Source organism: Roseobacter denitrificans OCh 114, assembly GCF_000014045.1.
GTDB lineage: Bacteria > Pseudomonadota > Alphaproteobacteria > Rhodobacterales > Rhodobacteraceae > Roseobacter > Roseobacter denitrificans.
Genome location: NC_008209.1, coordinates 3,152,345 through 3,169,999, shown reverse-complemented (window position 1 = coordinate 3,169,999; position 17,655 = coordinate 3,152,345). Strand labels below are relative to the sequence as shown.

Sequence of the window (17,655 nt, the reverse complement as noted above, 5' to 3'; positions counted from 1 at the left end):
GTCAGCCGCCCGTATGGCTCATGTGGCGCGGCATCTGACCGTCAAGGCGCTGGCGCGAGTAGTCAAAGTCATGGCCCTTGGGCTTGCGTGCGATGGCGGCGCGGATCGCCTCTTGCAGCGGGGCATCATCCTCCGGGTGGGCGCGCAGCGGCGCGCGCAGATCGGCGGCGTCTTCCTGGCCGAGGCACATGAACAATTCTCCGGTGCAGGTCAGGCGCACGCGATTGCAGCTTTCGCAGAAATTGTGGCTGAGCGGCGTGATGAAGCCGATTTTCTGACCTGTCTCCTCCAACCTGACATAGCGCGCAGGACCGCCGGTTCGTTCGGCCAGATCGGTGACGGTGTAATGTTCGGCATAACGTGCGCGCACGTCTTTGAGCGACCAATACTGATCCAGCCGGTCCTCGTTTCCGATGTCGCCCATCGGCATCACCTCGATCCACGTCAGATCGACGCCGCGCGCGGCGCACCACTCGGTGATCGTGGGCAACTCATCTTCATTGAAGTTCTTCAGCGCAACAGCGTTCAGCTTGACCCGCATGCCGACCGCCAGAGCCGCATCAATGCCCCGCAGTACCTGAGGCAGGCGTCCCCAGCGCGTGATATCTGCAAATTTCTGTTCGTCCAACGTGTCAAGCGATACATTGACCCGCCGCACACCCGCCGCATAGAGGTCTGCGGCAAACCGTTCGAGTTGGCTGCCATTCGTGGTCAGCGTCAACTCTTTCAAGGTGCCCGCATCAAGGTGGCGCGACATGCTTTGGAAAAAAGTCATGATGCCTTTGCGCACCAAAGGTTCCCCGCCGGTGATCCGCAGCTTTTCCACGCCGAGGCCCACAAAGGTCGAACACATGCGGTCAAGCTCTTCGAGCGTCAGCAACTCTTTCTTGGGCAGGAACGTCATGTTTTCCGACATGCAATAGACGCAGCGAAAATCGCAACGATCGGTTACGGAAACACGCAGGTATGTGATCGCGCGGGCGAAGGGATCAATCAACGGAGCATTCATGCATTAACAAGTAATGGTCCGCGCGCGGGGCGGCAAGCATATAACGTCAAAAGTGGCGTGCGATCGTGTCACGCCCGCCGCGTTTGAAACGGCCTACCCTTTGACGGGGGAGAGAATGAAGGTGGGATCGTTGTCAATCGTGGTTTGATTGCGCGTTTCCCAGTATTCCGCGATGCCGTCCGGGCCCTTATCCTCTGCCCAATTGGCCAACACATCGCGCTCGCCTGCGTAGTCCATGAACGGCACCGCGTAGCCGCAACTGGTCTGTACCATGTCAATCGTGACATCGTAGATCTGGCGCGCGGCGATGGATGGTGGAAATTCGCTGTTCAATGCGTCAAAATCCCCATCGCGCGGGTGCAGCGTGCGCGCCGTTCCGTAAACCCTCAGGATCAAGGGTTTTTTCTCGAACCCGCACCACATCAGGGTCATGCGGTTGATCTGGGCAAGATGCCCTGCGGTCTCATTCCCCGACCCGGTGAGGTTGCGCCAGATGATACGGTCTGGTCCCAGAACACGCAGGCTGTCCATCCCTTTCGGGGACACATTCACCCGCCCACCGGGGCCTGCCGTGGCGCAGAAAAAGAGATGCTGAGCCGCGATGAATTTCGTCAGGGTGTCGTTGAGGTTTTCATATTGTGTGGCCACAGGGTTCTCCGTGTCATGATCAGAAAGTGCCGGCCCGGGGTTCGGGTTTGCGTCGATCGCCTGAGTTTCATCGCATGTGGCGCGGTTTTTTGCAAAACCCAAGTACTTGAGGCTGCGCCAGAATTGTTTTTTCAGGTCATCGCTGGGCTTTGCAGGCTGTTGCGGGGCCGCAGCGATTTGAAATCGCACCCTGCGCGGGGCGGCGACACGCCTGCGCGCCGGATTTGCTACTCGACCGTCACCGACTTTGCCAGGTTGCGTGGTTGATCCACATCCGTTCCTTTGGCCACAGCGGTGTGATAGGCCAGCAGTTGGGCGGGTATCGCGTATAGGATGGGTGTCAAAACCGATGAAATCTGCGGCATTTCAATCGTTGCGAAAGCCTCTTGTCCGAACTCTTCAATACCGGTGGCGTCAGATACAAGGATGACCCGCCCTTTGCGCGCCATCACCTCCTGCATGTTGCTGACGGTCTTTTCAAACAGCGCATCGCGGGGTGCCATCACGACCACGGGCACATGTTTGTCAATCAGCGCGATAGGGCCATGTTTGAGTTCACCTGCTGCATAGGCTTCGGCATGTATATAGCTGATTTCCTTTAATTTTAATGCCCCTTCCAATGCGAGCGGGTACATCAGTCCGCGCCCCAGAAACAGTACATCGCGGGCCTCGGACAGCTTGATCGCGGCCTGATGCATTTCGGCATTGGCCCCGAGTGCCGTGCTGACGATATTGGGCAGATCGCGCAGATCGGACAGATGCCGTGCGAGCGTTTTGGCATCCACCTCACCGCGGTCCTGCGCGGCACGCAGCGCCAGAAGCAACAAGACCGTCAGTTGGCATGTGAACGCTTTTGTGGAAGCGACGCCAACCTCGACACCCGCATGGATCGGCAGCACCAGATCGCTTTCCCGCGCGATGGAACTTTCGGGGACGTTGATCACGGACAGGATCGTATCGCTCTTGCCGGCGCAGTAGCGCAGGGCGGCCAGCGTATCGGCAGTTTCACCGGACTGGCTGACGAACAGCGCAGCCGAGCGCGCCGGGATCGGCGGCTCGCGGTAGCGAAATTCGGAGGCCACATCCACTTCGACCGGGATGCGCGCAATCTGCTCGAACCAGTATTTCGCCGTCAGGCAGGCGTAATAGGCCGTGCCACAGGCCACCATTGTCAACCGGTCGATGGCGGTAAAATCAATGTCGGGTTTGGGCAGGATGATTTGCCCGTCGCTGGAAATGTAATGCCCCAGAGCCTGCGCAATCACCCCGGGTTGCTCAGCGATTTCCTTGGCCATGAAGTGTTTGTGACCGGCCTTGTCGATGCGGGTGTTGTCGATCTGGATGGTCTTGACTGCGCGGGTTGCAGGGTTTCCCGCAGCGTCGGTGATCTGCAGGCTGGTGCGTGTGAGCACAGCGCGGTCGCCTTCTTCCAGATAGGTGATTTCGTTGGTCATCGGGGCCAGCGCAATCGCATCGGAGCCGATGAACATCTCACCCGCGCCATGTCCGATTGCCAGCGGTGAGCCCTTGCGCGCGGCGACGATCAGATCGTCCTCACCGTCAAAGAGAAAGGCAAGCGCAAAGGCCCCGCGCAGCTTGTCCAGCGCATGAAAGGCCGCATCGACAGGGCCGAGACCTTGGGCCATGAAGTGCTGCGTCAAAAGGGCGACCGTTTCCGTATCCGTTTCGGTCACGAATTGCATGCCGTTTTCGGCCAGTTCCGCGCGCAATTCGCGGAAATTCTCGATGATGCCGTTGTGCACAACCGCGACTGGTCCCGCCTGATGGGGGTGCGCGTTGCTCACACTCGGCGCGCCATGTGTGGCCCAGCGGGTATGGCCAATGCCTGATTTGCCGACCAGCGGTTCATGGACCAGCAGGTCCGACAGGTTCACCAGTTTGCCGACCGCGCGGCGGCGATCCAGCTTGCCTGCGTTGACGGTAGCGATACCTGCGCTGTCGTAGCCGCGATATTCCAGCCTCTTGAGCGCGTCAACGAGGATGGGGGCTGCTTCATGTTTGCTCAGAACGCCAACAATACCACACATGGTCAGCTGCCTCTCTGTTGCTTGGCCTTTTTGGCCCTCAGCAAGTTAATGATTTTTGTCGCCATGCCGGGTTTTTCGATTTGCGGGGCGCGCGAAAGGGCCAGCGCTTCGGGCTCGACATCGGAGGTGATCACCGACCCGCTGCCCGTCATGGCGTGATCACCGATCTGCACAGGGGCAACCAGCATGGTGTTTGACCCGATAAAGACATGGTTTCCGATCTCGGTATGGTGTTTCAAGACCCCGTCATAGTTACAGGTGATCGTGCCGGCGCCCACGTTTGTATATTCGCCCAAGGTCGCATCACCGATGTAGCTGAGGTGATTGATTTTCGTGCCGGTTCCGATGCGGGCGTTCTTGACCTCCACAAAGTTGCCCACGCGCACGTTCTCGCTCAGTTCCGCGCCGGGGCGCAGGCGCGCGTAAGGGCCAACGACACTGCCGCGCGCCACATGGCACCCTTCGAGGTGCGAGAAGGCGCGGATGGTTGCGCCGCTTTCAATGGTCACACCGGGGCCAAAAACGACGTTTGGTTCAATAAGCGTGTCGCGGCCAACGACCGTGTCGAAGGCGAAATGAACGGTTCCGGGCGCGGGCAGGGTGACGCCGTTTTCAAAGGCGTTTGTGCGGGCGCGCTCTTGAAACGCGGCCTCTGCCGCTGACAGCTCTGTGCGTGAATTGATCCCCAGCGTCTCGCTTTCGTCACACGTCACAACGGCCGCTGTCAGCCCCCGTGCCCGCGCCACGCCCACGATATCGGGCAGGTAGAATTCGCCCGCGGCATTGTCATTGTCCACCGCTTCGAGCAATTCAAACAGACGCGTTCCATTGCAGGCGACAACGCCACTGTTGCACAGGGTGATCGCGCGCTCTGCCTCTGTGGCGTCTTTATACTCCACGATGCGATCAAGCTGCGCGCCATCCATCACCAGTCGCCCATAGCGCGCGGGATCCGCGGCTTCAAACCCGAGAACCACGACGTCGGCCGAGCGTTGGGCGTCGCAAATGGCGGACAGGGTATCGGGGCTGACAAAAGGCGTGTCCCCAAAAAGCACAACCACAGTACCGTCAAACCCTTTGAGCGCGTCCTGCGCCTGTTTCGCGGCATGTCCGGTGCCGAGTTGTTCGGTTTGCTGAACGATGATGGCGGAGGCGTCATGCGACAGCGCCGCTTTTTGCACCAGTTCCGCGCCGTGACCAGCGACGATGACCGTTCGGCTTGGGCCAAGGCTGGCCCCCGATTGCATCGCATGAATAAGCAGGGGGGCACCCGCCAGCGGATGCAGCACCTTGGGCAGGTCGGAATTCATACGCGTGCCTTTGCCCGCCGCAAGGATGACCAATGCTGTTTTCATGCGAATTCTCTTTGTGTTCTGTCGCCGGTCTGTTTATCCGCTAAATCGCGCGGCGCAAGCCACGGTGGATCAAAGAAGGTTGCGGGTTGCAATAATCCTGCGCGCTTTCTCGCGACAAAAGGTAAAGGAATTGATGAAGACAGTCATTTTTGACCTCGATGGCACGCTTGCTGACACCAGTGGTGATCTGATTGCAGCGGCCAATACCTGTTTTCGCGACATGGGCGCGGGTGATTTGCTCAAACCGGATGTGGATCAGGGAACGGCGCTGCGCGGGGGCAGGGCGATGTTGCGCCTTGGCATGGCGCGTTTGGGTCGGCCCGAGGATGAGGCGACGATTGACCGCTATTATCCCGTACTGCTTGAGGCATATGGCGCGCAGATCGACCGGTTCACCACCGTTTATCCCGGGGCGATGGATGCCGTTGAGGTGCTCAAGGGGCGCGGGTACGGTGTTGGCATCTGTACCAACAAGCCGGAAGGGCTGGCGCAGCTATTGCTCCAAAACCTTGGGATTCGCGATGTCTTTGGCTCGCTCGTGGGGGCGGATACGCTGCCTGTGCGCAAACCTGACCCCGAACCGCTGTTTGAAGCGGCGCGGCGCGCCGGGGGCGATCCGCGCCGCTGTGTGCTGATTGGCGATTCCGACACCGACCGCAACACGGCGCGCGCGGCGGGCGTGCCTAGTGTCTTGGTCACATTTGGCCCTGCGGGAGAAGATATGGCCGCGCTGGAGCCTGAGGCGCTGCTGGAACATTACGAGGCGTTGCCCGATATGGTGGACAGGCTTCTGACTTGACGCGCGGGGGCGCAGGGGCCACTGTTTTTGCAAGGGAGACCAAGGCAATGAGCGAAAAATTCACCGGCAGCTTTACTCAGCAGGACCCCATTCCCGAAGCGGGTATCGAGGCCGCCCTGGCGGTGCTGCGGCATGGTCGATTGCACCGCTATAACACAGCCGAGGGCGAAATAAGCGAAACGGCCCTGCTGGAACAGGAATTTGCGGCATATGTCGGGGCGAAGTACTGTTTGGCCGTGGCATCAGGTGGGTATGCCATGGGCACGGCCCTGCGCGCCCTTGGGGTCAAGCCGGGTGACAAGGTACTGTCAAATGCCTTCACGCTGGCGCCCGTGCCCGGTGCGATTGCCTCGGTTGGCGCAGAGCCGGTATTTGTCGGTGTGACCGAGAGCCTGACCATCGACCTTGAGGATCTGCAGGCCAAGATCGGGCAGGCGGATGTTCTCCTGCTCAGCCATATGCGCGGGCATATCTGTGACATGGATCGGTTGATGGCGATCTGTGACCGGGCAGGCGTAAAAGTGATCGAGGATTGCGCCCACACGATGGGCGCGGCGTGGAAAGAGGTGCCATCGGGCCGGTTTGGGGCCGTGGGGTGCTATTCCTGTCAGACCTATAAACATGTGAATTCCGGTGAGGGCGGGTTTCTGGTGACGGATGATTCGGATATTGCGGCCCGCGCCGTGATGATGTCGGGGAGCTATATGCTCTATGAACGCCATCTGGCGGCGCCCCCCAGGGAAGCCTTTGAAACGATCCGCTATGAGACGCCGAATATATCGGGGCGCATGGATAACCTGCGTGCCGCGATCCTGCGCCCGCAGGTGGCCGATCTTGATGCCCAATGCCGACGCTGGAACGAACGGTATTACACGCTGGAAAAGGGCCTGCGCGACACGCCGGGTCTTCAGGTGATCGACCGCCCTGCACAGGAGACGATTGTCGGATCCTCCATCCAGTTCCTGTTGCGCAATTGGCCTGCCGATGCGGTGCGCGACGTGGTGGCGCGCTGCGCCGCGCGCGGGGTTGAGTTGAAGTGGTTTGGCGCACCCGAACCAGTCGCCTTTACCAGCCGCTATGACAGTTGGCGCTATGCGAAACCCGCGGCAATGCCTGCGACGGACCGGATCTTGGCCGGTGTTGTCGACATGCGGGTGCCGCTGACGTTTTCGCTGGAGGATTGTGCGCTTATTTCCGAGATCATTCGCGCTGAGGTCGGGTTGGTCTATCAAAAGGCTGCGTGATCCGGCGGCGCAGGCGGCTGCGCCGCCTGCATTCTTTTTTATTTGGTTTTGGGCGCGGGCCCAAAACGGCCAGACCCGAGGGCAGTGCTTCCATGAGATGCGTCGCTTGACCGAAAATCAGGCCAGGACTAGGCTGCGTCGGGACACTCAAAATTGCCGAGCAGTCGGTTTTTCAGAAGGTTTATGTGATGTTTAACGCAGCGATGCAGTTTGATCTGGGCGAGGATACAAATGCGCTGCGTGATATGGTGCACCGCTGGGCGCAGGAGCGCGTGGCCCCTTTGGCGGCTGAGATTGATGAAAAGAACGATTTTCCCGCTGATTTATGGCGCGAGATGGGTGAGCTGGGCCTTTTAGGGATCACGGTAGATGAGCGGTTCGGCGGCGCGGGAATGACCTATCTGGCGCATACGATTGTGATCGAGGAAATCGCGCGGGCCAGTGCGTCGGTGTCGCTCTCTTATGGCGCGCATTCAAACCTCTGCGTCAATCAGATAAACCTGAACGGGACCGCTGCGCAAAAAGAGAAATACCTGCCAAAACTGATCTCCGGCGCGCATGTGGGCGCTTTGGCCATGTCAGAGGCCGGGGCGGGGTCTGATGTCGTGTCGATGAAATTGCGTGCAGAAAAACGCAACGATCATTATCGCCTAAACGGCAACAAATACTGGATCACCAATGGTCCCGAGGCCGCCACCCTTGTGGTCTATGCCAAAACCGATCCTGATGCCGGGGCGCATGGCATCACGGCCTTTATCGTTGAAAAAGAGATGGCCGGGTTTTCCACATCCCCGCATTTCGACAAGCTTGGCATGCGCGGATCGAACACGGCCGAGTTGATCTTTGACGATGTGGAAGTTCCGTTCGAAAACGTGCTGGGCGAAGAGGGTCGCGGGGTCGCGGTTCTCATGTCGGGGCTGGATTACGAGCGGGTGGTTCTGGCCGGGATCGGGACGGGCATCATGGCGGCGTGTATGGATGTGGTGATGCCCTATCTGGCCGAGCGCAAACAGTTCGGCAAGCCGGTCGGGAGTTTTCAGCTGATGCAGGGCAAGATCGCGGATATGTATACGGCCATGAATTCCGCGCGGGCCTATGTCTACGAGGTCGCGAAAGCCTGTGATCGGGGGGATGTGACGCGGCAGGATGCGGCTGCCTGCTGCCTTTATGCCTCCGAAGAGGCGATGAAACAGGCCCATCAGGCAGTGCAGGCCATGGGCGGTGCGGGGTTTCTGTCCGACAGCCCGGCGGCGCGGTTGTTCCGGGATGCCAAACTGATGGAGATTGGCGCAGGCACCTCTGAAATCCGCCGGATGCTGGTGGGGCGCGAACTGATGGCGGCGATGGCCTGACCCTATGATGGTATCCGGGTCAGGCCGCCCCCTCGCGCAGCGATGTTCAGAACCTGTGCACGTAGGAGACACCGATCAGCACGGGGTCAATCTCGGCGGTGCCGATTTTGCTGCCGTTGAGTTCGGCATCGGCGTCGATGTCAAACCAGCGCACGTTCAGCCGCACGGCACCGGTGTCGCTGATCATGTAGTCGAGACCGGCCTGCAGGGACAAGCCGAAGGAATTATCAAGCTCAAGATCGCCCAGCCCGGAATCCTCTTCGAAAAAGAACGTGTAGTTCAGACCCGCACCCACATAGGGTTTCCATGCGCTGTTGGTGGGGAAGTGATAGTTGAGCGACAATGTGGGCGGCAGGTGTTTGGTGCTGCCCGCGCCACCAATACCGTCAATGGAGATGTCGTGTTCGAACGGTGTTGCGACAAGCAACTCAAGCCCGATGTTGTTTGCGATGAAATACTCGACGGTAAAGATGGGACGGGTGTCATCATCAATGTCGGCCTCGCCGCCAGCGAGGGTGCCGTTGCCGGATTTCGGGTTGACGTTGCCAAAGCCGAACGCGACGGTCCAGTCCCCTTGCGATTGCGCAACGACTGGTCCTGCCACTATGGCAAGCGCGCTGGAAAGAAGGATGGCTTTGAGAGTGTGTTTCATGATTCCAAGTGCCTTTCAGAGTTTAGCGTGGACCCTATGGCATCAGCGAACAGCCCCTTCATTGACATGGGTCAAACCGATATGCCGCCGGCTGATTTTGGCGGAGAGGCGGGCGCGGTATAATGCCGCGCTGGGTGTGGTTTGTGCCTTTTGGGGCTTTGGTGGTGGCGCTGGCTGTTTGGGGGTTTCGTCTCGGCTGGATACGCGCCACACTCACGGAGACGCATGTCATCGAAACCTACACGGCACGCTATCTTGAAATGGGCGGTGAGGGCGCACGGATCACGGATTGTTCGGCGCAGCCGGGCCGGATGGCCCCGGTCTGGATCATCGTAAGTTGCACGGGGCCGGATAGGGTACGTTTTGACTTTCCCGTTGATCGGATGGGGCGTTTGCTGAAACTGGCGCCTGATCCGCAACGTCTGGAAGCGCCGCAGACATGAAAGAGCCGAGGCGGGGGACGAGACATGCGAAAGCAAAGGACTTGAGATGAAATTGGTGTCGCAGGCTGTTTCAGGCTCTGACGTTTTCAAGGCAAACCGGGCTGCGCATCTTGAGGCGTTGGAAACGGTCGCTACTGTTGCACAGGCAGCAGCACGTGGGGGTACGGACGCGGCGCGTGCGCGTCATGTGTCGCGCGGAAAGATGCTGCCGCGTGACCGGGTTGCGGGTCTGCTTGATCCCGGCAGTCCCTTTCTGGAGATCGGCGCAATGGCGGCGCATGGGCTTTACGGCGGTGCTGCGCCTGCGGCGGGGGTGATCGCGGGCATCGGGCAGGTATCCGGGCAGCAGGTCATGATCCTGTGCAACGATGCGACGGTCAAAGGGGGCACCTATTATCCGCTGAGTGTCAAAAAGCACCTGCGCGCTCAGGAAATCGCCGCTGAGAACCATCTGCCCTGCATCTACCTTGTGGACAGCGGCGGGGCCAATCTGCCAAATCAGGACGAGGTATTCCCCGACCGGGATCACTTTGGTCGCATCTTTTACAATCAGGCGCGGATGTCTGCGGCAGGCATCGCACAGATCGCCGTGGTCATGGGGTCCTGCACGGCGGGCGGTGCCTATGTGCCGGCGATGTCGGATGTCACAATCATCGTCAAGGATCAGGGAACTATTTTTCTGGCCGGCCCTCCGCTCGTAAAAGCGGCCACGGGCGAAGTGGTGAGCGCCGAAGACCTTGGCGGTGGCGATGTGCACACGCGGTTGTCGGGCGTTGCCGATTATCTGGCGGAGGATGACGCCCATGCGCTTGCATTGGCGCGCCGCGCTGTGGGCGCGCTGAACCGGACCCGACCGGCGAGCGTTGATTGGGCCACGCCAGAGCCACCCGACTATGATCCCGAAGAGATTCTTGGCGTCGTGCCTGCCGATTTGCGCACGCCCTATGACATACGCGAGGTCATTGCGCGGCTGGTGGATGGCTCACGGTTTGACGAGTTCAAGACGCGCTTTGGTGAAACACTTGTGACCGGCTTTGCACATCTTGACGGGTGCCCGATCGGGATCATTGCCAACAACGGGGTGCTGTTTTCGGAATCGGCCCAAAAGGGCGCGCATTTCATCGAGCTGTGCACACAGCGCGGTATCCCTCTGGTGTTTTTACAAAATATCACCGGCTTCATGGTCGGGCGGCAGTATGAAAACGAAGGGATTGCGCGGCACGGGGCGAAAATGGTCGCGGCTGTGGCCTGTGCCAATGTGCCAAAGATCACCATGCTGGTTGGTGGTTCGTTCGGGGCGGGTAACTATGGCATGGCTGGGCGGGCCTATTCGCCGCGGTTTCTGTGGACCTGGCCCAACAGCCGTATTTCGGTCATGGGCGGGGCGCAGGCTGCCGGGGTGCTTGCCACCGTCAAACGCGACGCCATTGAACGGGCGGGCGGGTCGTGGTCGGCTGAGGAGGAAGCGGCCTTCAAACAGCCCACCATTGATATGTTTGAGGAACAAAGCCATCCGCTATATGCCTCCGCGCGGCTCTGGGATGACGGGATCATTGATCCGCGCAAAAGCCGCGCGGTGCTGAGCCTGTCCTTGTCTGCCGCGCTCAACGCCCCCATTGAGGAGACACGCTTTGGCGTTTTCAGAATGTAGCCGGAGGGGGTGGCGCGCGGCAATGGCGTCAACCTCGGTGGTGCGCGCCCCGGATGCGGCAAATAGAAAGGGACGTTGTGTTTAACTGCATTTTGGTGGCCAATCGGGGCGAAATTGCCTGCCGGGTGATGGGGACGGCGCAGGCCCTTGGGGTGCGCTGCATCGCCGTTTATTCGGACGCGGATGCAGGTGCGAAACACGTGGCAATGGCGGATGCTGCCGTGCGGATCGGCGGTCCCGCACCTGTGGACAGTTACCTGCGCGCCGATGCCATCATCGCAGCCGCACGCGCCACCGGGGCGCAAGCGATCCACCCGGGCTATGGGTTTCTGAGCGAAAACCCCGAGTTTGTCGAAGCGGTCGAAACCGCCGGGTTGGTTTTCATCGGCCCCTCGGCGCAGGCGATCCGGGCGATGGGCCTCAAGGACGCGGCCAAGGCCCTGATGATCGACGCGGGCGTGCCCGTCGTGCCGGGCTATCACGGTGCGGATCAGGCGGACGCACAGTTGCAGCAGCAGGCTGACAGGATCGGCTATCCGGTCTTGATCAAGGCCGTTGCAGGGGGCGGTGGCAAAGGCATGCGTCTGGTCAGCGCCGCGTCAGAATTCAGCGAGGCACTGGCGGCGGCGCGTTCCGAGGCGCAGGCTGCATTCGGCAATTCTGATGTTCTGATCGAAAAGTTCATTCCGCAGCCGCGCCATATCGAGGTGCAGGTTTTCGGCGATGGTACTGATGTCGTGCACTTGTTTGAACGGGACTGTTCGCTGCAGCGCCGCCATCAGAAAGTGATCGAAGAAGCCCCCGCACCCGGTATGACCCCGGAGGTCAGAGAGGCCATGGGCCGCGCCGCCGTGCGTGCTGCCAAGGCAATCGGCTACAAAGGGGCCGGAACGGTGGAGTTCATCGTTGATGGCACGGGCGATCTGCGCCCCGATGGGTTTTATTTCATGGAGATGAACACCCGCCTTCAGGTCGAACACCCCGTCACCGAGGCCATCACGGGCGTTGATCTGGTCGAATGGCAATTGCGCGTGGCGGCGGGCGAACCTTTGCCGTGCGGTCAGGATGATCTGGCGATCACCGGACATGCCTTTGAAGCGCGTCTTTATGCCGAAGATGTGCGCGCGGGATTCCTGCCTGCCACCGGAACGCTGCATCATCTGGTTTTTCCGTCGATTGCGCGGGCAGACAGCGGGGTGCGCGCAGGCGATGCGATCAGCCCCTATTACGACCCGATGATTGCCAAGCTGATCGTCGCTGGCCCCACCCGCGCCATTGCGCTGGCGCGGTTGCGTCGGGCATTAAAAGACACTCAGGTGGCGGGCAGCGTGACCAATCTGGAATTTCTGGGCGCCTTGGCGGCCCATGAGGGGTTCGCCGCAGGGGCATTCGACACGGGCCTGATTGAGCGTGATTTTGCGACACTCACACCTGCTGCCGACCCGCAGATCGCTCATATGGTGGCGGCGGCGATGCAGGTTGCGGGGTTGGACAAACCGGCGGCGATGGCAGGCTTTGCCCTCTGGGTGCCATTTGCGCATCAGGTGCGGCTGGGCTGGCAGGATCAGGAACATCTGCTGTCCGTTGAGGTGCTGGATCAGCACAGCCAGCGCTGGACCCACGGCGCGCAAAGCGTCACCGCGACGCGACATGCGGGCCAGTGGTCGATTGATGGCGCACCCCTGCCGTTCTGTTACATGGCGGCAGGGCAGGTCACGGTTTTTGATCACTACGGTCTGGTTTTTGACATCCATGATCCGTTGCTGGCGGGCGCGACCGAAGGCCGCAGTGGCAATCTGATCGAAGCGCCAATGCCGGGTCTGGTAAAGATGTTGGCGGCGGTGCCCGGACAGACCGTTTTACGGGGGGATCGGCTGGCCGTGTTGGAAGCGATGAAGATGGAGCACGCGCTGCTGGCTGCGCGCGACGGCAAGATCGCCGAAGTGCTGGCGCAGGAAGGTGATCAGGTCAGCGCGGGTGCTGCCCTCATCCGACTTGAGGAGGAACAGGCATGATCACGCTGCATCACTGCCCCCAGACGCGGTCCATGCGCACGCTGTGGCTGCTGAACGAACTTGAGATTCCATTTCAGCTGCGCAGCTATCCGTTCGATCGCAGTCTGCGCAGCCCTGAGTTTTTGACCCTGTCGCCCGCAGGACGCGTGCCCGCCCTTGAGGTGGATGGCGAACGCATGTTCGAAACCGGGGCGATTACGGAATACCTGTGCGAACGCTACAGCCCGGACCGGCTGGGGCGCAGCACCGCCAGCCCGGACCGGATGACATGGCTTGTCTGGCTGCATTTTGCCGAAACGCTCAGCCAGCATGTGGCGGCGCTGACCCAGCAGCATGTGATGCTGTATGAGGATCACATGCGCAGCCCGATCGTGATGAAGCTGGAGGCCGCGCGCGTCGGTAAATGCTTTGATGCCATCGAGGCGCGCCTGTCGACGCCCATCGAAAGCCGCGACTATCTGTTGACCTCCGGTTTTTCCGCCGCAGACATTTCAGTGGGGCAGGCGGTCTACATGGCGTCGCATTTTGTGCGTTTGGGAGGCTACCCCGCGCTTGAGGCGTGGTACGAACGGATCACGGCGCGCGAAGGGTTCAAAGCGGCGTTGCCAAATGGCGGTGGAATTTATTCGCAAGACTTTTACGCGCCTTGGCCGCTAGAGTGAGGCGAAACCCACAACAGGAGCGTCAGGGATGAGTTTGGGAAACTGTGAGATATACGAAGTGGGCCCGCGCGACGGGTTGCAGAATGAAGAGCGCGAGATACCGGTACGCGATAAAATCGCGCTCATCGACTGCCTGAGCCGCGCCGGGTTCAACCGGATCGAGGCTGCGAGTTTCGTCTCTCCCAAGCGGGTGCCGCAGATGGCAGGGTCCGGCGAGGTGCTGGCCGGTATCTCAAGGGCGGCGGGGGTGCGTTACGCGGCACTTGCGCCAAACATGCAGGGATACAGGGACGCCTGCCGTGCCGGCGCCGATGAGATCGCGATTTTTGCCTCCGCTTCGGAGGGGTTTTCCAAAGCCAACATCAACGCCAGCATTGCCGAAAGCCTTGAGCGTTTTGCGCCCATTCTAGAAGAGGCGCGTCACATTGATCTGCCCGTGCGCGGCTATGTGTCCTGCGTGGTGGCATGCCCTTATGACGGGGCCGTGGCTCCGGCGCAGGTGGCCGAGGTGGCAGACAAGCTGTTTGCGATGGGCTGTTATGAGGTCAGCCTCGGCGACACAATCGGCGCAGGCACGCCGGACAGTGTTGCGCGCATGTTGCTTGCGGTGCGCGATGTGGTGCCGGTCGGTCGGCTGGCCGGGCATTTTCATGACACAAATGGCCGCGCGATCGAAAACATCGACGCTGCGCTCAGCCTTGGGGTGCGAGTCTTTGATGCCGCTGTGGGCGGTTTGGGCGGATGCCCTTTCGCACCCGGAGCCTCCGGGAATGTGGCCACCGAAACACTGGCACGCCATCTCGCGGCGCTGGGGTATGAAACCGGTCTTGATCCCGAAGTGATCGCGGAGGCTGCGGCTTTGGCCCGGTCCATGCGCACGCAGCCTGAACCCGCGCAGTAGGACGTTCGAATGTTTGATACCCTCACGGTTGATACAGATGCGCGCGGCGTCGCCACCCTGAGCCTCAACCGTCCGGAAAAGCACAACGCGATGTCCGGGCGGATGCTGGAAGAACTGACAACCGCTGCAAAACGGCTCGGCTCCGATGCGGATGTGCGCGTCGTTGTGCTGACCGGAGCAGGCAAGAGTTTCTGCGCGGGCGGTGATCTGGGGTGGATGCGCGACCAGATGACGATGGACCGCGCCACCCGCAATGAAGAGGCGCGCAAGCTGGCGATGATGCTGGATGCGCTCAACAGCCTGCCCAAACCACTGATCGGGGCGTTGCAGGGCAATGCCTTTGGCGGTGGCGTCGGTCTGGCTTGCGTGTGTGATGTCGCGGTCGGGGTCGACACGATCAATCTGGGGCTGACGGAAACGCGCCTTGGCCTGATCCCTGCCACCATCGGGCCTTACGTGATCGGACGGATGGGCGAGGGCTGTGCGCGGCGTGTCTTTATGTCGGGCCGTATCTTTGACGCAGCGCAGGCCGTGTCCTTGGGCATTCTGGCGCGTGTGGTGCCACAAACAGACTTTGCCCAAGCGGTTGAAGAGGAAGTCACGCCCTATCTGTCTTGCGCGCCCGGTGCGGTGGCGGCGGCCAAAAAGCTGGCACGGGAATTGGGCGCGACGGTTTCTCCGGAACAGATTGAATATTCAATTGAAGCCTTGGCCGACCAGTGGGACGGGGCGGAAGCCGCCGAAGGTATCGCAGCCTTCTTTGACAAGCGCAAAGCGGCTTGGGTCCAGTGACAGACCCACACGCTGTTTGAAAACAAGATCAAGACCGCAGGGGTAAACCTGCGGTCTGTCTCGATGCCTCGATCAGGGCAGCAGCACTTTGTCGATCACATGGATCACACCGTTTGACGCTTTGATGTCCGCCGCGGTCACATTTGCGCCGCCGACGACAACACCATCGCCGGTTCCGTCGACGGTCAACATTGCGCCGTTAACGGTTGCCACGTCCGTGCTTGCGCCACTCACGTCGGCAGCCATCACAGCGCCGGGGATCACGTGATAGGTCAGAATTCCGACCAGTTTGTCCTTGTTTTCCGGCAGCAGCAGGTCCTCAATGGTCCCAGCGGGCAGGGCGGCAAAGGCGTCATCGGTGGGTGCGAACACAGTGAACGGACCTTCGCTGCGCAACGTGTCCTCAAGCCCAGCCGCCTGAACCGCAGCAACCAGCGTGTTGAAGTTGCCGTTGGATGCCGCAACATCGACGATGTCATCGCCCCCTGTCAGTGTCGCGCAGGCAGAAATGGTGGTCAGGGCAGTGACGGCAAGGGCCGCTTTGAGGGTAGAACGTCTGTTCATGGTGTTTTCCTTGTCTTGGCGTGCGCGATGCATGCGGCACTGATGTGTTTCCGGGCCGTGCGCGCGGTGTGCCGCACCGGCCTATACAAATAGTTGGATCACTCGTTTGTGATTTCAAATCGAACGGCGGATACATGCTCATCTCGGAGCGATGCGGCAAATGGGTGCAGCCTGTTCCAAAAGTGGCGCGGAGCGTTTCGTGCGTGTTGACCAAGCCATATACTGCGCGTACACAGGCACCGCAAAAGGCCAAGAAAGGATCATTACCTTGGACGACATGTTACGCGAATATTTGCCGATTCTCGTGTTTCTGGCGGTCGCCATCGGTCTTGGTCTGGTCCTGATCCTCGCGGCTGTCGTGCTGGCGGTGCGCAACCCGGACCCCGAAAAAGTGTCCGCCTACGAATGCGGCTTCAACGCTTTTGATGATGCGCGCATGAAGTTCGATGTGCGGTTCTACCTCGTTTCGATCCTGTTCATCATCTTTGACCTCGAAATCGCCTTCCTGTTTCCATGGGCCGTTGCGTTCCAGGACATCAGCATGGTGGGTTTCTGGTCCATGATGGTCTTCCTGGGCGTTTTGACCATCGGCTTTGCCTATGAATGGAAAAAGGGCGCGCTTGAGTGGCAATAGCCGTTCAGGCAGGGACGTAGCGACCTGAAAAACAACCTTTTGCGGAATCAGGCGGGACAAAGACAGCCCCGTTCAGGTGACGTTTCCAAGCTGATCCAGCGGGTTATCGGGCATGGCGGGGGAATCAGGGCGCGTGGTTCTCTGCGGCTGTCGCCTGATTGGCGGTATGCGTGAAAAAACATCGTATTTTTGAGAGGTTATTCACGACTGAGCCATGCTGTCGCGTTGATCTTGCAGCCGTGCTGGGGTATGGCATTTCTAACTGCGGATATTCCCCGTCGTGCGAAACTTTATGAAAGAGTTCGGAGGTCTATCAGGATGACTGTGGCAACGAATGTAAACGCAGCCGGCGTCGACCGTGAGGTCGCAACGCAAGAGCTGAACCGTGAGTTGCAGGACAAGGGTTTCCTGCTGACATCCACGGAGGATATCATCAACTGGGCGCGCACCGGCTCGCTGCACTGGATGACCTTTGGTCTGGCCTGCTGCGCGGTTGAAATGATGCACACGGCCATGCCGCGCTATGACATGGAACGCTTCGGGACGGCGCCGCGTGCCAGCCCGCGTCAGTCCGACCTGATGATCGTGGCGGGAACCCTGACCAACAAGATGGCACCCGCGCTGCGCAAGGTATACGATCAGATGCCCGAACCAAGGTATGTGATTTCGATGGGGTCCTGCGCGAATGGTGGCGGTTATTACCATTATTCCTACAGTGTCGTGCGGGGCTGTGACCGGATCGTGCCGGTCGATGTCTATGTGCCGGGCTGCCCGCCCACTGCCGAGGCGCTGCTTTATGGCATCATGCAACTTCAACGTAAGATACGACGGACCGGGACCATCGTGCGGTAACAACCGGGACGGTTTGGCCCGGGGAAAAAGAGGA

Annotated in this window: 17 protein-coding genes; 11 read left to right on the top strand and 6 right to left on the bottom strand. The window is 60.3% G+C overall.

The annotated features are described in order from the left end of the window. Position 1: 1 nt before the first annotated feature. The 4 genes from moaA to glmU all read right to left on the bottom strand — a co-directional run bounded on the left by moaA (position 2) and on the right by glmU (position 5,060). Positions 2-1,009: a GTP 3',8-cyclase MoaA gene (gene moaA / locus RD1_RS15195; protein ID WP_011569424.1), complete on the bottom strand. Its 1,008-nt coding sequence runs from the start codon at positions 1,007-1,009 to the stop codon at positions 2-4. Positions 1,010-1,102: 93 nt separating this feature from the next. Continuing rightward, positions 1,103-1,657 carry a pyridoxamine 5'-phosphate oxidase family protein gene (locus RD1_RS15190; protein WP_011569423.1) on the bottom strand — a complete coding sequence of 185 codons (555 nt, stop codon included), beginning with the start codon at positions 1,655-1,657 and terminating at the stop codon, positions 1,103-1,105. A gap of 227 nt (positions 1,658-1,884) precedes the next feature. Next, a complete protein-coding gene (gene glmS / locus RD1_RS15185) occupies positions 1,885-3,705 on the bottom strand; it encodes a glutamine--fructose-6-phosphate transaminase (isomerizing) (RefSeq protein WP_011569422.1) in 1,821 nt (606 codons plus the stop codon). A gap of 2 nt (positions 3,706-3,707) precedes the next feature. Then, the gene (glmU, locus tag RD1_RS15180) at positions 3,708-5,060 is read right to left on the bottom strand and encodes a bifunctional UDP-N-acetylglucosamine diphosphorylase/glucosamine-1-phosphate N-acetyltransferase GlmU (protein WP_011569421.1); all 1,353 of its coding nucleotides are present in this window, start codon (positions 5,058-5,060) and stop codon (positions 3,708-3,710) included. Between the two features lie 133 nt (positions 5,061-5,193). On the opposite strand from glmU, the gene RD1_RS15175 reads away from it, so the two are divergent. The 3 genes from RD1_RS15175 (at position 5,194) to RD1_RS15165 (ending at position 8,455) form a co-directional block, all read left to right on the top strand. Then, positions 5,194-5,859, top strand: coding sequence for an HAD-IA family hydrolase (locus RD1_RS15175; protein WP_011569420.1), 666 nt, complete (start codon positions 5,194-5,196; stop codon positions 5,857-5,859). Positions 5,860-5,906: 47 nt separating this feature from the next. Continuing rightward, positions 5,907-7,103: a DegT/DnrJ/EryC1/StrS family aminotransferase gene (locus RD1_RS15170; protein WP_011569419.1), complete on the top strand. Its 1,197-nt coding sequence runs from the start codon at positions 5,907-5,909 to the stop codon at positions 7,101-7,103. A gap of 188 nt (positions 7,104-7,291) precedes the next feature. Next, positions 7,292-8,455, top strand: a complete 1,164-nt coding sequence (locus RD1_RS15165; protein WP_011569418.1) for an isovaleryl-CoA dehydrogenase — start codon at positions 7,292-7,294, stop codon at positions 8,453-8,455. Between the two features lie 46 nt (positions 8,456-8,501). On the opposite strand, the gene RD1_RS15160 is transcribed toward RD1_RS15165, so the two are convergent. Beyond that, a complete protein-coding gene (locus RD1_RS15160; protein ID WP_011569417.1) occupies positions 8,502-9,107 on the bottom strand; it encodes an OmpW/AlkL family protein in 606 nt (201 codons plus the stop codon). Positions 9,108-9,229: 122 nt separating this feature from the next. Between RD1_RS15160 and RD1_RS15155 the strand changes: the two genes are divergently transcribed. From RD1_RS15155 to RD1_RS15130, 6 genes are all read left to right on the top strand, one after another. Beyond that, positions 9,230-9,550 carry a hypothetical protein gene (locus tag RD1_RS15155; protein WP_011569416.1) on the top strand — a complete coding sequence of 107 codons (321 nt, stop codon included), beginning with the start codon at positions 9,230-9,232 and terminating at the stop codon, positions 9,548-9,550. 46 nt (positions 9,551-9,596) lie between these two features. Further along, complete coding sequence (locus RD1_RS15150; protein WP_011569415.1) at positions 9,597-11,201, top strand: carboxyl transferase domain-containing protein; 1,605 nt, start codon at positions 9,597-9,599, stop codon at positions 11,199-11,201. Between the two features lie 77 nt (positions 11,202-11,278). Continuing rightward, positions 11,279-13,216: an acetyl/propionyl/methylcrotonyl-CoA carboxylase subunit alpha gene (locus RD1_RS15145; protein WP_011569414.1), complete on the top strand. Its 1,938-nt coding sequence runs from the start codon at positions 11,279-11,281 to the stop codon at positions 13,214-13,216. After that, positions 13,213-13,878 carry a glutathione S-transferase family protein gene (locus RD1_RS15140; RefSeq protein ID WP_011569413.1) on the top strand — a complete coding sequence of 222 codons (666 nt, stop codon included), beginning with the start codon at positions 13,213-13,215 and terminating at the stop codon, positions 13,876-13,878. The genes RD1_RS15145 and RD1_RS15140 overlap by 4 nt, the downstream gene beginning before the upstream one ends. A gap of 28 nt (positions 13,879-13,906) precedes the next feature. Continuing rightward, positions 13,907-14,779: a hydroxymethylglutaryl-CoA lyase gene (locus tag RD1_RS15135; RefSeq protein WP_011569412.1), complete on the top strand. Its 873-nt coding sequence runs from the start codon at positions 13,907-13,909 to the stop codon at positions 14,777-14,779. A 9-nt stretch (positions 14,780-14,788) separates the two neighbouring features. After that, positions 14,789-15,571, top strand: a complete 783-nt coding sequence (locus tag RD1_RS15130; RefSeq protein ID WP_011569411.1) for a crotonase/enoyl-CoA hydratase family protein — start codon at positions 14,789-14,791, stop codon at positions 15,569-15,571. 72 nt (positions 15,572-15,643) lie between these two features. Here RD1_RS15130 and RD1_RS15125 read toward each other — a convergent pair whose 3' ends face one another. Beyond that, complete coding sequence (locus tag RD1_RS15125; RefSeq protein ID WP_044033493.1) at positions 15,644-16,135, bottom strand: fasciclin domain-containing protein; 492 nt, start codon at positions 16,133-16,135, stop codon at positions 15,644-15,646. 268 nt (positions 16,136-16,403) lie between these two features. Between RD1_RS15125 and RD1_RS15120 the strand changes: the two genes are divergently transcribed. Together RD1_RS15120 and RD1_RS15115 are read left to right on the top strand one after the other, a co-directional pair. After that, a complete protein-coding gene (locus tag RD1_RS15120; protein ID WP_011569409.1) occupies positions 16,404-16,769 on the top strand; it encodes an NADH-quinone oxidoreductase subunit A in 366 nt (121 codons plus the stop codon). A gap of 318 nt (positions 16,770-17,087) precedes the next feature. Then, positions 17,088-17,621: a NuoB/complex I 20 kDa subunit family protein gene (locus RD1_RS15115; protein ID WP_011569408.1), complete on the top strand. Its 534-nt coding sequence runs from the start codon at positions 17,088-17,090 to the stop codon at positions 17,619-17,621. Positions 17,622-17,655 lie beyond the last annotated feature (34 nt).

Coding starts and splice junctions, on each gene's coding strand:
- moaA (WP_011569424.1), bottom strand. CDS start 1,009: ATGAATGCTCCGTTGATTGATCCCTTCGCCCGCGCGATCACATACCTG.
- glmS (WP_011569422.1), bottom strand. CDS start 3,705: ATGTGTGGTATTGTTGGCGTTCTGAGCAAACATGAAGCAGCCCCCATC.
- glmU (WP_011569421.1), bottom strand. CDS start 5,060: ATGAAAACAGCATTGGTCATCCTTGCGGCGGGCAAAGGCACGCGTATG.
- RD1_RS15175 (WP_011569420.1), top strand. CDS start 5,194: ATGAAGACAGTCATTTTTGACCTCGATGGCACGCTTGCTGACACCAGT.
- RD1_RS15170 (WP_011569419.1), top strand. CDS start 5,907: ATGAGCGAAAAATTCACCGGCAGCTTTACTCAGCAGGACCCCATTCCC.
- RD1_RS15165 (WP_011569418.1), top strand. CDS start 7,292: ATGTTTAACGCAGCGATGCAGTTTGATCTGGGCGAGGATACAAATGCG.
- RD1_RS15160 (WP_011569417.1), bottom strand. CDS start 9,107: ATGAAACACACTCTCAAAGCCATCCTTCTTTCCAGCGCGCTTGCCATA.
- RD1_RS15155 (WP_011569416.1), top strand. CDS start 9,230: ATGCCGCGCTGGGTGTGGTTTGTGCCTTTTGGGGCTTTGGTGGTGGCG.
- RD1_RS15150 (WP_011569415.1), top strand. CDS start 9,597: ATGAAATTGGTGTCGCAGGCTGTTTCAGGCTCTGACGTTTTCAAGGCA.
- RD1_RS15140 (WP_011569413.1), top strand. CDS start 13,213: ATGATCACGCTGCATCACTGCCCCCAGACGCGGTCCATGCGCACGCTG.
- RD1_RS15135 (WP_011569412.1), top strand. CDS start 13,907: ATGAGTTTGGGAAACTGTGAGATATACGAAGTGGGCCCGCGCGACGGG.
- RD1_RS15130 (WP_011569411.1), top strand. CDS start 14,789: ATGTTTGATACCCTCACGGTTGATACAGATGCGCGCGGCGTCGCCACC.
- RD1_RS15125 (WP_044033493.1), bottom strand. CDS start 16,135: ATGAACAGACGTTCTACCCTCAAAGCGGCCCTTGCCGTCACTGCCCTG.
- RD1_RS15115 (WP_011569408.1), top strand. CDS start 17,088: ATGACTGTGGCAACGAATGTAAACGCAGCCGGCGTCGACCGTGAGGTC.